The 15278-nt window shown below is 55.1% G+C and carries 14 protein-coding genes and 1 tRNA gene; 13 read left to right on the forward strand and 2 right to left on the reverse strand.

Annotation, left to right across the window (positions count from 1 at the left end; all coding sequences use genetic code 11):
• Positions 1 to 43: 43 nt before the first annotated feature.
• From B3K78_RS06865 to B3K78_RS06875, 3 genes are all read left to right on the forward strand, one after another.
• Positions 44 to 120: transfer RNA gene (locus B3K78_RS06865), tRNA-Asp, on the forward strand.
• Between the two features lie 182 nt (positions 121 to 302).
• On the forward strand, positions 303 to 1649 hold the full coding sequence (locus B3K78_RS06870; RefSeq protein ID WP_204997008.1) for a hypothetical protein: 1347 nt from the start codon (positions 303 to 305) through the stop codon (positions 1647 to 1649).
• Complete coding sequence (locus tag B3K78_RS06875; RefSeq protein WP_286694851.1) at positions 1642 to 2586, forward strand: 1-aminocyclopropane-1-carboxylate deaminase/D-cysteine desulfhydrase; 945 nt, start codon at positions 1642 to 1644, stop codon at positions 2584 to 2586. Before B3K78_RS06870 ends, B3K78_RS06875 begins: the two co-directional genes overlap by 8 nt.
• On the opposite strand, the gene B3K78_RS06880 is transcribed toward B3K78_RS06875, so the two are convergent.
• Entirely contained in the window at positions 2523 to 3416 is an 894-nt protein-coding gene (locus tag B3K78_RS06880) for a DUF1853 family protein (RefSeq protein WP_286694852.1), read from the reverse strand. The two genes, B3K78_RS06875 and B3K78_RS06880, sit on opposite strands and share 64 nt — an antisense overlap.
• A 66-nt stretch (positions 3417 to 3482) precedes the next feature.
• On the opposite strand from B3K78_RS06880, the gene B3K78_RS06885 reads away from it, so the two are divergent.
• From B3K78_RS06885 to B3K78_RS06920, 8 genes are all read left to right on the forward strand, one after another.
• Positions 3483 to 4376 (forward strand): NAD(+) kinase, encoded by an 894-nt coding sequence (locus tag B3K78_RS06885; protein ID WP_027872843.1) that lies wholly within the window; start codon positions 3483 to 3485, stop codon positions 4374 to 4376.
• Positions 4369 to 5211 carry a rhomboid family intramembrane serine protease gene (locus B3K78_RS06890; protein WP_204997011.1) on the forward strand — a complete coding sequence of 281 codons (843 nt, stop codon included), beginning with the start codon at positions 4369 to 4371 and terminating at the stop codon, positions 5209 to 5211. Before B3K78_RS06885 ends, B3K78_RS06890 begins: the two co-directional genes overlap by 8 nt.
• Positions 5212 to 5271: 60 nt before the next feature.
• Positions 5272 to 5544, forward strand: a complete 273-nt coding sequence (locus tag B3K78_RS06895) for a YeaC family protein (RefSeq protein WP_027872841.1) — start codon at positions 5272 to 5274, stop codon at positions 5542 to 5544.
• 35 nt (positions 5545 to 5579) lie between these two features.
• Positions 5580 to 6386, forward strand: coding sequence for a DUF2797 domain-containing protein (locus tag B3K78_RS06900; RefSeq protein ID WP_286694853.1), 807 nt, complete (start codon positions 5580 to 5582; stop codon positions 6384 to 6386).
• 25 nt (positions 6387 to 6411) lie between these two features.
• The gene (pepN, locus tag B3K78_RS06905) at positions 6412 to 9063 is read left to right on the forward strand and encodes an aminopeptidase N (RefSeq protein ID WP_286694854.1); all 2652 of its coding nucleotides are present in this window, start codon (positions 6412 to 6414) and stop codon (positions 9061 to 9063) included.
• Between the two features lie 133 nt (positions 9064 to 9196).
• Complete coding sequence (locus tag B3K78_RS06910) at positions 9197 to 9826, forward strand: phosphoadenosine phosphosulfate reductase domain-containing protein (protein ID WP_286694855.1); 630 nt, start codon at positions 9197 to 9199, stop codon at positions 9824 to 9826.
• 69 nt (positions 9827 to 9895) lie between these two features.
• The gene (locus tag B3K78_RS06915) at positions 9896 to 10924 is read left to right on the forward strand and encodes a quinone-dependent dihydroorotate dehydrogenase (protein ID WP_286694856.1); all 1029 of its coding nucleotides are present in this window, start codon (positions 9896 to 9898) and stop codon (positions 10922 to 10924) included.
• On the forward strand, positions 10917 to 11588 hold the full coding sequence (locus B3K78_RS06920) for a MarC family protein (protein WP_286694857.1): 672 nt from the start codon (positions 10917 to 10919) through the stop codon (positions 11586 to 11588). The genes B3K78_RS06915 and B3K78_RS06920 overlap by 8 nt, the downstream gene beginning before the upstream one ends.
• Here the strand turns inward: B3K78_RS06920 and B3K78_RS06925 are convergent.
• On the reverse strand, positions 11578 to 12408 hold the full coding sequence (locus tag B3K78_RS06925; RefSeq protein WP_286694858.1) for an acetoacetate decarboxylase family protein: 831 nt from the start codon (positions 12406 to 12408) through the stop codon (positions 11578 to 11580). The two genes, B3K78_RS06920 and B3K78_RS06925, sit on opposite strands and share 11 nt — an antisense overlap.
• A 176-nt stretch (positions 12409 to 12584) precedes the next feature.
• Between B3K78_RS06925 and B3K78_RS06930 the strand changes: the two genes are divergently transcribed.
• Both B3K78_RS06930 and B3K78_RS06935 read left to right on the forward strand, forming a co-directional pair.
• Positions 12585 to 13907, forward strand: a complete 1323-nt coding sequence (locus tag B3K78_RS06930; RefSeq protein ID WP_286694859.1) for an ABC1 kinase family protein — start codon at positions 12585 to 12587, stop codon at positions 13905 to 13907.
• Positions 13908 to 14056: 149 nt separating this feature from the next.
• A complete protein-coding gene (locus tag B3K78_RS06935) occupies positions 14057 to 15274 on the forward strand; it encodes a sensor histidine kinase (RefSeq protein ID WP_286694860.1) in 1218 nt (405 codons plus the stop codon).
• Positions 15275 to 15278 lie beyond the last annotated feature (4 nt).

The raw sequence follows: 15278 nt of genomic DNA on the forward strand, positions 1-15278 counted from the left end.
GATCCCGTCATCACCCACCAAATCGAGGTTGTTTAAAGTATGCGGACCGGTAGTTCAGTTGGTTAGAATGCCGGCCTGTCACGCCGGAGGTCGCGGGTTCGAGTCCCGTCCGGTCCGCCAACTTTAACACGCTAAAGCCTCTCTTTAGCGCCATGTAAAAGACCTCCTTTCTTCTATACCTATCTTCTTTTTCAAGTTGTAAACTCCGCAATCTGTTGTGTCACAATTCTATGTCGTGTGCCCTTTGTGTCGCCGATTTAGCGCTATATTACTGCTAGTGAAGATTTGTTGTGGAGAGTTCTGTGTCGGCACTTACCGAAGCCATTATGTTTATTCGCGACGGCGAGGTTGTTAAGGAGATGTTCTTCGCCGAGTTCGAAGCGGTGCTGGACGACGTTGTCGGTGTGCCGGATTTTGCCGGCCAGCAATTGCAGGCGGTGTTCGTACAAATCAACACAGAAATGAAAATTACCGGAGCGGTTTTTTTTGTCATCAGCTTTGACAAGCGCGGCCGTATCACCGGAAATTGGAACATCCCGCTTCGCCACTTACTTGATCATGCCAGTTTCGGCCCCGACCTGGGTGGGGGTGTAACGAAAGTTGCTTGTCACAGCGCTTGCCCGGTGTCTTGGTATCGCAATCAACTCTGGGATCCAGTAATGGAAGGGCACCAGACCTTTTCGGCTCTGGTCGCCGCGGTGCAGCGCAACCGCTTGGGTATTGTCAGCGATGTCCTGAACACCGGGCCCGAGCAAACAACGGTATCGGATTTTTTTCGCCGTCATGTACCCCCGCAGGGGGGGGATGCGGAGCCGTCGGTTTCCGTGGCGGCGGACTCGGCTACCCCCATCTTCCATCGTCGCTATCGGGAGCGACTCAAGGCCTTAAAGAGCGCGGAGCAGTTGCGCCTGGCAACAGTGCAGCAAAAGCATCAGTCACGTTTTGAGACCGCTGAAGAGGAGTTCAGTCGCCAACTAGCGGAAAAAAATGACGAGCTTGCGGCGTTAAAAGAGATGCTAGCGGGCGAGGTGGCGCAGCGGCGTCAACTTGAGGCCAGCCTAAATAAGCAGCAACAGCTGCTCGATGAGCAAAAAACCGAATATGAAGGTTTACTGGAGTCGGCAGGCAGCCAGGGTGCTTATTCCGAAGAATTAGAAAAATTGCGCAAGAGCTATGAGAAGGAACTAAAGCTTAAACTGCAGCAGCAGGCGGTGGAATTTGAAGAGCGCTTGAATCGCCGTGAAAATGAGCTCTATCAGCGCTCCACGGAGATTGTGGAGCTGCGCAGTGAGCTGAGCCGATTGCGAGAGCAGAATCGAGAGCTGTTGCTCAATGACGACAGCAAAATGCTGCAAGATATGGCTGAGAAAGGCGTTGTGTTTGTTGCCTATCACCCGGGTATTGAGCACCTGGTGATCGACCGAGAAGAAATGCCATCGTATTTGCGCGACCCGCAGTCATTTGCCGCCCACCGCTGCGAGGTGAGTGTGGAGCGCTATCAGCGTTGGTTGCAGCATTACCGGCTGCCGATTTGTCGCCACCAAAATCCCGCCGGCGAATACTGTGGGCAACCGCTGATTAAAGTAATGCGCCCCAAGTTATTCCGCGAAGGGGAGAGCGACCGCTGCAAAGATCATCGCGGTGGCTGAGCCCCTTATTCAACCGCTTGATGCTTATCACTCTCCCAAAGTGGATATGCTGCGTCTGGATCGCTTTGATGCGCTGGCCCCTGGGAATAAGTGGTTCAAGCTGCGCGAAAATATTGCCGTAGCCCGAAAGCAGGGTGCGCGGTGTTTGGTGAGCCTGGGTGGCGCGTATTCCAATCATTTGCATGCCCTGGCGGCATGGGGGCACCACAATCGCTGGCCGACGGCGGCATTCATTCGCGCGGATGAGGCTCAAGTGACGCCCTGCATGGCAGACCTTCGGTGCTGGGGTATGCGCCTGGTTCATCTGAGCCGCAGTGACTACCGTCGACGGCATGATCCTGAATATATCGCCAGTCTCCTGCGCGGCTTTGATCGTCCGTATTTTATTCCTGAGGGCGGTGCCAATGCGCTCGGCGCATCGGGTTGCGCGGATATCGCGGCGCTGCTGCCAGACTGTGGTGCTGACTATTCATTGATTGTTACGGCCTGTGGAACGGGCGCAACGCTTGCGGGATTGGCGTCGGCGGTTGCGGGCTCGACACGTATATTGGGTATACCCGTTCTCAAGGCCGAGGCTTTTATGGCGCGCGATATTGCGCAAATACTTGACGACTTAGGTTCGCCGCGAAAAAACTGGCATCTGGACCATCGTTTTGCGGGTAAGGGCTTTGGTCGTGTCAGTGATGAGCTGAGCGAGTTTATTCTGCGCTTTGAAGCACAGCAGCGCGTGCCCCTTGATCCGGTTTATACCGCAAAGCTTTGCTTTGCCGTCGACGCGATGCATAAGCGCGGTGAGTTAGCGGGGGAGTCCCGGGTGCTGGTTATTCACTCGGGGGGCTTGCAGGGGAGAAGTGGCCACCCAGCACTCTTTAATCAATCTGTGTTGGGGATTAGCGGCCAATGCTCGGGGACAACGAAGCAGCGCTCTAACTTTTGATTTATCAACATTTGCGGGCGCTTGGTCGCCAGCGCGAGCGCTTTCTCGATGCCCTGGGTTTGCTGGTAGTCTGCCGATAGCCAGTGAGGCTTTTCTAATAGGCGCCATGTTGCCTGCTCTTTTTCGGTTTTCTGCGTGGTGAATTGCTGAACCGAAAACCACGTTCCCTTGGGGTGGTCGTTATTGAGACAGGCGCTTGTTGCGCGTTTCCCTTGTGGATAAAACAGGACGCCAGCCACCCTCAGTTGCGCTTTGCAGTGCTCGATACCGACATTTGACATGGCTAACGCCCCCTCCGGGCTGTTAGCTAGCGGTAGCTGGTGTGTTTGCAGTCTCTCGAGCTTGCGGTCGAGGCGATCTGCGCTATTGGGCCCCAGCCACGCCGATAGCGGAATGTCACCCGGGCGCGTGGCGAGAAAGAACTTAACCGCCAGCTCCAGGTGGAAGCTCTGCTGCAGGGTGTGGTCGTGATAGAGGATATCGAACTCGCCCAGGGTTCTGCCGCGGGCATTTCGGACGGGTAAGTTGTGAGCGATCAGTTCGGTGCTGCGATCCTGTTCGAGAAAAAAGTGCCACAAGGACTCGAAGACCAGCCCTAAGCGTGGGCTTTTGCAGCGCTCTTGTAGGTGTTTTCGCAGTGGTTGGTCGTCGTTGTCCAGCGACTGCAGCCATGCCATTCGCTCGGGGGTGATCGCAAGCGCTGGGTGGTCGCCGATGTTGACCAGCGGCGCTGAAAAACAAGCCCATGCCAGGGCGCGAGTATAGGGCGAGACGAAGTGCTGTAGGTCTAATGGTTTGATAGATCGGTATCCTGGTTTGCTCAGACGCACACAAGGTTTGCATTGTATTCACGTGGGCTGGTTATAATGGCGGCCCCGCGCATGGCAGCAGTAATTATGGAACAGTTCCGCAATATAGGGGTCATCGGCCGAGAAGGCAACGGTGTCGCCGTCACGCTTAAACGCCTGTTGGACTATCTCCAGCAGAGAGAGCTCAGCGCCGTACTTGACGAGCAAATCGCCGGTTTAATGTCTGGTCATGGCCTCCGGGTTTGCAGTCGCCGGATGATCGGTGAAATTTGCGACTTGATCATTGTGGTGGGCGGCGACGGTAGCTTGTTGGGCGCCGCGCGGACCTTGGCGCGACACAATGCCCCGGTGCTTGGCGTGAACCGCGGCCGCTTGGGGTTTCTCACCGACATTTCACCCGATGAAATAGAGAGCCAAGTTGGCGCGGTATTGGATGGCCATTACCGCCTGGAAAAGCGCTTCCTGTTGGACGTGGAACTGATGCGCGGTGGTGAGCGCGTAGGTAAAGGCGACGCCCTCAACGATGTGGTGCTCAACTCGGGCACCAGCGGCCATATGATGGAGTTCGAGCTATTTGTCGACGGCGAGTTTGTCTACCGCCAGCGCTCCGATGGTTTAATTATCTCAACACCCACGGGGTCTACCGCGTACTCGCTGTCTGCCGGTGGCCCCATTATGCACCCGCGTTTGGATGCTATCGTCATCGTGCCAATGTTCCCGCACACCCTGAGCAGTCGCCCTATCGTCATTGATGGTAAAAGCGAAATAAGCATGGTGGTGTGCGACTGCAACACCGCGCAGCCACCGGTGACGTGCGACGGCCAGTTGCGCATGACCAGTCAGCCGGGCGATGTGATTACGGTGCGTAAAAAGCCGCACCGTATGAAGCTCATCCATCCCCTTGATCACAGCTTTTATGCCAGTTGTCGCGATAAATTGGGCTGGGGGGCGCATCTGCCTGCCGGGGATGACGATGACTGAGTACTATATCGCGCTACGCCTTCCTCTCGATGAGAATTTAGCCGACTTTTCTGCTTTGCTGTGGCAACAGGGCGTTGCTCACCACATTGCTGAAGAGGGAGGGAGTCAAATTCTTCGCGTCGGTGATGAGGAGCAGGTTGCCGTTGTGGCAGAGCTCTACCAAAAGTTGCGCAGTGGCGAGCTGCACATTACTCGCCACTCAGTGGCAGCGCCTCAGCCAGTGCAGTCGCGCTCACTTCGCCAGCGGCCTGCGGTGGCGGTGTTGTTGTTACTCAGTATTCTTGGGGCGCTGTTACCGGTTGTGGATAGCAGCTTTCGTGCGGTGTCTTCGCTGAGCTTTTACCCCTTGGATCTCGGCGCGGGTAAGATTGTCGCCGACTGGCCAGTTGGGCAGTGGTGGCGGCTGTTAACCCCGATGTTTCTTCATTTCGGCCTGCTGCATATTGCCTTTAATGGCCTGTGGCTATGGGAATTGGGCGGGATGATTGAGCAGCGGCAGGGCAGTGTGACGCTGCTGGCGATAGTGATACTTATTGCAGCGGCTTCAAACATGGCGCAGGCGATGATGTCGGTGTCGCTATTTGGCGGTATGTCGGGCGTTATCTACGGCTTGCTTGGCTATATCATTGTTTGGAATCGACTGCGGCCAGCTGAGTCACTGCCACTGGTAAAGGGCGTTGCCGTGGTCATGCTGGTGTGGCTTGTGGTGTGTATGGCAGGCTTTACCCGCCTGCTCGGGCTGGGGGAAATCGCCAACACTGCTCACCTTTCCGGCCTGATTATGGGCGTATTGCTCGGCATTGGCGCATCGTTTTTGCGTCGCAAAAGCGTATAAGCCAGCACTACTCACTCTGTTATAATTCTCGTCTTTCACGAGCGGCCTGTGGAGGGCGCTATGGATTTTGAAAAACTCATCGATAACTTGGATCCGGCAATTTATGCCTCGCTTAAGCGCGCGCTGGAAATTGGCAAATGGCCGGATGGCCGCGTGTTAACCGACGAGCAGCGAGCGCATTGTATGGATGCGGTTATCGCCTACGACCACCGCCGCAAGCCCGAAGAGCAGCGGGTGGGGTACATTGATAAAGGCAGTAAATCCGAGGGGGATAGCTGCGACGGACACGGCGATAATGGCGCTGAAAAGCCGATAAAGTGGGCCGACTCCTGATGGCTTTATCGAATGTAGCCGGGGCCGCATCGAAAATGCGTACCGCTCTGGAAGATAACGAAGCCCAGTACACGCTGACGCTGGGGCAGCAGTCGGTGCCAATGAATCCGCTTATTGGCAGTCGTTTGACGCTGGCCTACCAACAGCAAATTCACTGTGTGCACTGCGGCCGCTTGTCCAAGAAAAGTTTCAGCCAGGGGTACTGCTATCCCTGTTTTCAGCGCCTGGCGCAGTGCGACAGCTGTATTGTCAGCCCCGAAAAGTGCCACTATTTTGAAGGCAGTTGCCGAGAGCCTGAGTGGGGCGAAGCGCACTGCATGATCGACCACATTGTGTACTTGGCGAATTCGTCGGGGGTGAAGGTGGGAATCACCCGTGGTACTCAGCTACCGACGCGCTGGATCGATCAAGGTGCAGTGGCGGCGCTGCCGATTTTTCGGGTGAGCAATCGATTGCAGTCCGGCCTGGTCGAAAGCGCTTACAAGGCGCATGTGGCCGATAAAACCAGCTGGCAGGCGATGCTCAAGGGCACCCCTCCTGAACAGGATCTGTACGCGCGCCGCGACCAGCTCGCGGAAGTCTGTAGCGACGAGATCGACGCATTGCAGAAGCGCTTCGGTCTGCAGGCTATCCAAACCATCGATGATGCGGACGTTCAGCATATTCGCTATCCCGTGGTGGAATATCCCACCAAGGTGAAGTCATTTAATCTCGACAAAGTCCCCCTTGCAGAAGGCACCCTAATGGGAATTAAAGGTCAGTATCTGATCTTTGATACCGGTGTGATTAATATTCGTAAATACGGCGGTTACCAGCTGGAGTTGAGCAGTCCGGCTCTGTAGATCATCCGCCTTTGAGGAGAGCAGTATGCGCGACGCGCAGCCCAGTACGATTTACCTGAAAGACTATCGCGTTCCCGACTATCTGATCGACAAAACGTCCCTCAGTTTTCACTTGGGTGAGCGCTCTACCGAGGTAACATCGCGCCTGACAATGCGGCGCAACCCCGCCGCGGAGACGGCTTCGCAGAGCCTGGAGTTGCACGGTGCTGAGCTGGAGTTATTGTCACTGGCGATTAATGGGGACGTTTTACCCGAGGGCGACTGGGAGCAACAGGGCGAGCTGCTTTGTATCCATCGTGTGCCCGAGGCCTTTGAGCTGGAGTGCAAAACGCGAATATACCCCCAAAAAAATACCTCGCTGGAGGGGCTGTATAAATCCAGCGGTATGTTTTGCACACAGTGCGAGGCAGAGGGCTTTCGCAAAATTACCTATTATCTGGATCGACCCGATGTGATGTCGGTGTTCGATGTAGAAATTATTGCTGACGCGGATGCCTACCCCGTGCTGCTGTCCAACGGCAACTGCACCGCTACCGAAACACTCGACAACGGCCTTCACCGCAGTGTGTGGCACGACCCGTTTCCGAAACCCGCCTATTTGTTTGCCCTGGTGGCTGGAAAGCTGTTGCGTATCAGCGACAGTTTCACCACCATGAGTGGTCGTGATGTTGCCCTGCACATTTATGTAGAAGAGAAAGACCTCGATAAGTGCGATCACGCCATGCAGTCGCTGAAAAATGCGATGCGTTGGGACGAGGAGGTCTATGGCCGGGAGTACGATCTCGAGCTGTTTAATATCGTCGCCGTCGATGACTTCAATATGGGCGCGATGGAAAACAAGAGCCTGAATATCTTCAACACTTCCTGCGTGTTGGCAAAGCCGGAAACGACGACCGACGCAGGCTTTCAGCGTGTGGAAGGGGTTGTTGCCCACGAGTATTTCCACAATTGGTCTGGGAATCGCGTGACGTGCCGGGATTGGTTTCAGCTTAGTTTGAAGGAAGGCTTCACCGTTTTCCGGGATGCAGAATTTTCCGCTGACATGGGATCGCCGACCGTAAAACGCGTCGAAGACGTTACGCTGCTGCGTACCGCCCAGTTTGCCGAGGATGCGGGCCCGATGGCCCACCCCGTGCGCCCCGACTCCTTTATTGAAATCTCCAATTTCTACACGGTCACCGTCTACGAGAAGGGTGCCGAAGTCGTTCGCATGATTCATACCTTGCTGGGACCTGAGCGCTTCCGCGCAGGTAGTGATTTGTATTTTGCGCGCCACGACGGCCAGGCGGTTACCTGCGAAGACTTTGTTAAGGCAATGGAAGATGCCAGTGGCGTGGACCTAAGCCAATTCCGCCTTTGGTATTCTCAGGCGGGTACTCCCCAGCTTTCAGTGCAGGGCGACTATGATGCGCAGGCCCAACGCTACACGCTCAGCGTTACGCAGTCCTGCCCTGCCACGCCCGGGCAGGCGGAAAAGGCGCCTTTTCATATCCCTCTTAAAGTGGCCTTACTCGGCGAAGCAGGGCAGCTTCCACTGCAGCTTAAGGGGCAGCCACAAGATACTGAGACGGCGGACAACACTGAGATGGTGCTCGATGTTACCGAGGCCAAACAGCAGTTTGTCTTTGAGAATGTCATCGAGTCGCCGGTTGCCAGTTTATTGCGCGGTTTCTCGGCGCCAGTGAAGTTAAGCATGAATTATCAGCGTGCTGACCTGTTGCGTATCATGCAGAGCGACAGCGATGGTTTTTGTCGTTGGGACGCCAGCCAGCAGCTCGGGTTGGCGGAAATTCGCAATGCCCTTGCGGCGCAAGCTGCTGGAGAGGCCGCTGAGGTTGCGCAAGATTATCTGGATGCCTGCCAGCAACTTTTAGAGGACGCACAGCTCGACCCCGCAATGGTAGCGCTGATGTTGCAGTTGCCCTCGGAAGCGTACTTGGCAGAGTTGATTTCGCCGGTCGATGTGCATGCTATCCACCAGGCCCGTGAAGCCTTGCGCAAGGGTATTGCTACCGCGCTTGTTGAACCGCTGCAGGCGGCCTATCGCCGTTGTGCAAGTGATGAGGCCTATCGACCAAGTGCTGAGCAAATTGCTCGTCGAAGCCTGAAAAATGCGGCGCTGTCCTATTTGATGTATACCTCGCATGGGCCAGAAATGGCGCGCGAGCAATTTGAAACCAGTCGTAATATGACCGACCGAAGTGCGGCATTAAATGCGATTGTAAACAGCGATATGCCCTACAAGTCAGACGCCTTGCAGCGCTTTTATCAAGACTGGCAGCACGAGCCCTTGGTGATTAATCAGTGGTTCCAGGTACAGGCGATGTGCCGCCTGCCCGGCACCCTTGAGCGGGTAGTCGAATTGATGTCACACCCCGCCTACGATGCCGCCAATCCCAATAAAGTGCGGGCATTGGTGGGGGCGTTCTGTGGTCAAAATGCGGTGAATTTCCACAGCGAAGACGGCGCAGGCTATGCCTTTCTCGCCGACAGAGTCATCGAGCTCAATCAACGTAACCCACAGATCGCCTCGCGGTTATTGGGGCCACTGAGCAAGTGGCGGAAATATACGCCTGAGGTACAACAACGTATGAGGGGCCAGCTGGAGCGTATTCTGGCGGAGCCGGAACTGAGCAGCGATGTCTATGAGGTTGTGTCTAAAAGCCTGAAAGACTAGTACGCTATAAAAATTGATTTTGTTATAACAATATTCTCATTTGTTATAACTGACTGATTTTTATAGCTTTTTATTGTTTTTCTGCAATCATGTGGTAAAGTTGCCAACCGTAATATTGGCAGTGAAGACGATCATGGACATTGATATAGACACATTGAATGCAGAGCTGCGCGACCGGCCCGCGGAAGAGATTATCCGCTGGGCGGTATCGCTGGGGCAGCCGGCGATGTCGTCTACGAGCTTCTCGCCGAATGCCGCTGTGATGCTGAAGCTGATCACCGATGTGGATCCGAGCATGCCGATTGTGTGGGCCGACAGTGGCTACAACGTGCCGGACACCTATCGCGTGGCGGAAAAATTGATCAAGCTGCTAAAGCCCAACTTGAAGGTGTATATCCCTGAAATGACGGCAGAGCGCCGCAACGCCTTGATGGGGGGCATTCCACACCCGGACGATAATCCCGAGCTACATCGCGAATTTACGCGACAGGTGAAGCTTGAACCGTTTAATCGTGCTTTCGAAGAGATTAAGCCGAAAATTTGGCTCACCGGAATTCGAAAAGAAGAGACGGCGTTTCGTCAAAGTTTGGACGTTTTGTCCTGGGACGGGCGGGGCATCTTGAAAGTGGCGCCAATTTTTTATTGGACAGAAGACGACGTTCAGGCCTATATGGCCGAGCACCAGCTGCCCAGCTGCAAGCATTATTTTGACCCCACCAAGGTCGCGGAAAACCGCGAGTGTGGTCTGCATACCTCGGCGTGATCGAGGCTCGGGCTTTTTCCCGGCGCCGCATTTCGCTATGCTGGCGCCAAATTTTATAAGGGCCCCCACATGTATTCGTTGATTCGCCCCCTGTTGTTCCGCCTGTCAGCGGAGACTGCCCACAATTTTTCCCTAAAGTCGTTAGACCTTGCCCACCGCCTGGGTCTTACCGCGGTGCTGAGCGCTAAGCCGGAGTCGTGTCCTGTTGAGGTTATGGGTATTCGCTTCCCCAACCCGGTTGGCCTTGCGGCGGGTCTCGATAAAAATGCTCGCCATATCGACGCACTGGCGGCACTGGGCTTTGGTTTTATTGAAGTGGGTACGGTCACCCCGCGTGCCCAGCCCGGTAACCCCTTGCCGAGGTTATTTCGTTTGCCCGCCGCCCAGGCCATTATCAATCGTATGGGCTTTAATAACGACGGTGTCGATGCGCTGGTTAACGCCGTCGAGGCCAGCCGTTATGACGGTGTGCTCGGTATTAATATTGGGAAGAACAAAGATACGCCTGCCGAGCAAGCGGTAGATGACTATTTGCATTGCCTGCGCAAAGTCTATCCATTGGCCAGTTATGTAACGGTGAACTTGTCGTCCCCGAATACACCCGGGCTGCGAGACCTTCAATTTGGTGAACCCCTGCGCGAGCTGTTGAAGGCGCTAAAGAGTGCGCAAGCTGAGCTGGCAGCAGAGCACGGTCGCTATGTGCCGATCGCGGTGAAGATCGCACCGGATATGGCTGAGGGTGATGTTCGAGATGTTGCCAAGGCGTTTGTTGAAGCGGGCATCGACGCGGTGATCGCCACAAACACCACGATCGCCCGTGAGCGTGTGGCTGGGCTGCCCCACGGTGATGAGGCGGGTGGTTTGAGCGGCGCACCCGTGCGTGAGGCATCCACCGCGGTGGTGAGAATATTAAGCGACGAGTTGGCCGGACGTCTGCCCATCATCGGGGTAGGCGGTATTAGTGACGATGCGTCGGCGGCCGAAAAAGTGGCGGCGGGTGCGTCCCTGCTGCAAGTGTATACCGGGTTTATCTACCGCGGCCCCGCATTGATTCGCGATGCGGTGAGCGGCGCCAAGCGAGCGATCACTCGTGCCTAGTGGTGTGTTGGAAGCATTCAGTGTTGCGTTTACCACCTTTTTCGCAACAATCGGCCCCATTGATGTCGCGGCGATGTTCGCCATTTTCTCTGGGGACCTGGATGCGAAAGAACGCCGCCTGACGGCCATGCGAGGCGTGTTAGTGGCCTCGGTCATTTTGTTTCTTTTCGCGCTGCTCGGTGAGTGGATTCTGAGTATTCTCGGCATATCTCTTGCCGCGCTGCGGGCTGCCGGTGGTGTGCTATTGCTGCTGATTGGTATTGATATGGTGGCGGCAAATGGCAGCGGCGCCACCACAACAACGCGAGAAGAGCGGAAAGAGGCGGAAGCGAAGGCAGATATTGCCGTGTTCCCCCTGGCAACACCATTAATTGCCGGACCTGGAGCAATTGGCGCGGTGATTCTGCTAATGGCCCACGCCGAGGGAGATTATCTCCAGCAGGGGGCGGTGGCGCTCGCGCTACTATTGGTGTTACTGGTGACGCTGGCGGCGCTATTGCTGGCGAGCCGTTTGCAAACACTGCTTGGCGTCACCGGTATGCACATGGTGAGCCGTGTGTTTGGGGTTTTGTTGTGTGCCTTGGCAATGCAGTTTCTATTTGACGGCATTGCCCAAAGTGGTCTGTTGGGCGCTGTGTCAGCGCCCCAGCAGATTAGCGGCTGAAAGGCTGGCCGATCGCCACTGCCTCAGGGCCCTCAAAGCGAAGTTTGGCGCGTGCCATCGACACACTACACAGCGGTTTTTTCGGTAAGCCCAGCGCGCGCAAAGTCTTCGCCAATGAGTGCTCCTCGCCAATTCTAGGCGGGTTTCCCCCCATGCTGAATCGCAGGCCTTCGCCTTCGGTAATGCCCACGGTCTTCCAGGCTTTGCCGTTGCGCACGGCTAGCGATGGCGCTTCTTGTGCCGGCGCTTTGCTCTTTCCACCGGCTTTTGCACTGATTTCGAAGACCAGTTGATCGTCGTCGTTAAAGCGCGCGCGTGCCTCGTGCTCATTGAAGTGCACATCAACATCGGTAACCCATTTGGGAAAGCCCCAAATATAGCGCCCGGCATGGGTGGTAAAGCCTTGGTTTACCGGCATTCTGTAGACGTAGTTGGCGAGTTTGCCGCGCATAACGCGCCACATTGCGCCGAAAACCGGCAGTGGCTGCGACTCTCCTGGCGTTAGCACCGGGAAGACAATGGCCGCCTCGTTGTAGTCCCCCAGATCGTTTTCCCGATAATCCACGGCAAGAAGCTGCATGAGTGCTTTGCCAGGCCAGAGCTCCACCACTTTGAAACCGGTATCTGCTATCAATGCCTGCGCTTTTTGGCTGTCTACGGTATAGATGTTCATCAACATAGCGGCGTCGTTAACCAGCACAGGCAGGTCGACCTGCTTACCGTCAATGTCGTAGCAGCCGTCGCTAATGTGCTTGCATACATCGTCGGTGTGTTTGCCCTCAACCTCTTGTTCGGTTGCGTGGATAGCGGTGTCTTGCATGTCTTAGCCCAGTTTATTGTTATTTCGATGGCTAGATTGTAGCCAGTCGATGAGTGTTACGACATTACAGTGCTGTAATGGCACATTGTCGGAGGCTGTTCGCTATGCCGCAGCAGTGCAATAGGCGATAATAGTGCCGAGAGTCCTGTGCTCACACAGGTAGAGAGGATGCATTGATGGCTACAATTCCACGGTTTAAACCACTGATTCCCGAGCTTTCCGCTGGCCGCAATATTGGTATCGCGGAATTGGGGCTTCGCGGATCACTGCGGTTTGCGCAAACGGTCGCTACCGTGTGCCCTCAGGCGCTGAAATGGTTGCTTCAGTGGCGCCAGCCGAAACCGGCGGAGTTGCGCGAGCTGTTCGAAGCGTTGGGCGCTACGTACATAAAGTTTGGTCAGTTCATTGCGAGTTCACCGTCCATTTTCCCGAAAGATTATGTCGATGAGTTCCAGGCCTGCCTGGATCAAACCCCGGCGATCCCATTCACGAAGATCAGGCAGATCGTTGAACAGGAGCTGGGTTGCCCGCTGGAGGAGGTTTATCAGCGTTTTGATGAAACAGCGCTGGCGTCTGCGTCCATTGCGCAGGTCCATGCGGCAACCCTGAAAACGGGCGAAGATGTCGTTGTTAAAGTGCAAAAGCCAGGCGTTCGGGCTGTACTGACGACTGACATGAATACGGTATATGTGCTCACGCGGGTGCTCGAACTGATTGTTCCCAATACAGATCGCGATGCGGTGGCGGGGCTGGTTGCAGAGATGTACCAGTCGATGATCGATGAATGCGATTTCGTCAAGGAAGCGGAGAACCTTAACGTTTTTCGGCGTTTTCTAGTAGAAACAGGCAATGACCGGGTGACCGCGCCCAAACCCTATCCGAAGGCATCTTCTGCGCGCGTGCTGACCATGGAACGGCTATATGGTTGTGCGCTAACCGATCAAGGCCTTCTGGGCGGGAGAGACCCCAGTGAAGGGCTATTTAATGCCCTCAATACCTGGTTTGCCAGTTTGACTCAGTGTTCATTCTTCCATGCCGATCTGCACAGTGGAAATTTACTGCTGCTTGACGACGGCCGTGTCGGCTTCATTGATTTTGGTATGGTGGGCCGTATCCAGCCGGAGGCATGGCAGGCGATGTTTGCGCTATTTAACGGTGTAAGCTCGCAGAACTACCGAATGATGGCCGAGGCGATGGTGGCCGTTGGTATCACACGCGACGAGGTGGATGTAGAGGCGCTCACGCAGGATATTACCGCGCTATTTACCAACCTGAATGCGCTGGACCCCGTGCGGGTATTGGAGAACAACACGGGCGATGGTGTGAACGCGTTGTTGAGTGACTTAGGTGGTATCGCCAGAAACTACGGAATTCGTTTCCCGCGTTCATTCACGATGCTATTAAAGCAGTTCCTGTATTTTGATCGATATATGGAGTTGTTGGCACCCGGTGTTGATTTATTTCGCGATGAACGCGTGGATATGATGTTCAACATGTAGTGCCGCTAGCTAACGGTAAGGCTATTATCGGGTAGGTAGTACACACGATATTTTTTGCGCTGCCGCCGCTGTTAACTACGTCACATAAAAGGCCGAAGCAGATAGGCTTTGCGGGCAGTCATACGAGTTAACGGAAGGGAGGATGTGGATTGAGTCGCGGCTATCCAGTCCTCACGTTGAGAGCATCGGCATTAATCGCTCTGCTTGTCACTGTCGCCGTGCTATCGATTTTGCTCGTGTTAGCAAAGCAGCATGTCGATCCGGCGCAAATCACCGTTTTTTCCCTTCTTTCTTTGGCTCTCGGTTACGCCACTTTTTACGTTTTGAGTCGTCCCCATTTCTCTGCGTTGCTGCGTTTGGCCAACACCTTGCGAAATATTGAGCAGGAAAATGGCGTGGCACCTAGCTTGGAGGTCCCGAAGGGCGAGTTAAAGGAGCTGGGTGAGGGGCTGGGCGCGATGCTTGCCGCAATGGCCTCCAGAGAAGCCAAATTTGTTGCTGCGCAGCGTGAGCTCGAACTAAAGGTGAGTGAGGTTGCGGTAAGTAATGCTGAACTGGCGGCGACGCTGCGGCGTTTAAAGGCGGCGCAGGAGCAGCTGGTAACAACGGAGAAAATGGCGTCCTTGGGTGGACTGGTTGCGGGCGTTGCGCATGAGATCAATACGCCGGTAGGTGTTGGTGTTACGGCAGTGTCCAGTATGAGTAGCCGAATCATCGACGTGCGAAATAAATACCAGGCCGGCGAGCTGGGACACCGGGAGCTGAATGACTTTCTCGACAATACCCAGCAGCACTGTGAATTGCTGCTCAGTAATCTCAGTCGCGCGGCGGAACTTGTCAGCAGCTTTAAACAGGTTGCTGTTGATCAGAGTGCGGATGATCTGCGTGAATTTGATTTGGGGGTGTATTTGTCTGAGGTTTGGCGCAGTTTGAGCCCCCAGCTTAAGGGCACCTCGCTGCGCTACGACATGTCAGTTAATGATGATATCCGGGTGTTTAATTATCCGGGCGCCTTGTCTCAGGTACTGACTAACTTAGTGATGAACTCCATTACCCATGGCTATGAAAGAGGGGAGGAGGGTCACCTGCAGCTGGATGTTCGCCACGATGGCGGGGAGGTCGAGTTGGTCTATCGCGATGATGGACGGGGAATCGCTCCAGAGCACTTGGGGCAGGTCTTTGAACCATTCTTTACCACCCGGCGAGGCAGGGGCGGAAGCGGCTTAGGCATGCATATCGTCTACAATTTGGTAACTGGGCAATTGCTAGGCAGCATTGAATTGCACAGCGAGCCTGGTTGTGGTGTGGAGGTGAAAATCCGCTTCCCCGCGAATATCCACCCGGGAGCGCAAACTGAAAATGGATAAAAGC

The sequence above is a fragment of the Spongiibacter sp. UBA1325 genome (assembly GCF_002306875.1).
Classification (GTDB): Bacteria; Pseudomonadota; Gammaproteobacteria; order Pseudomonadales; family Spongiibacteraceae; genus Spongiibacter; species Spongiibacter marinus.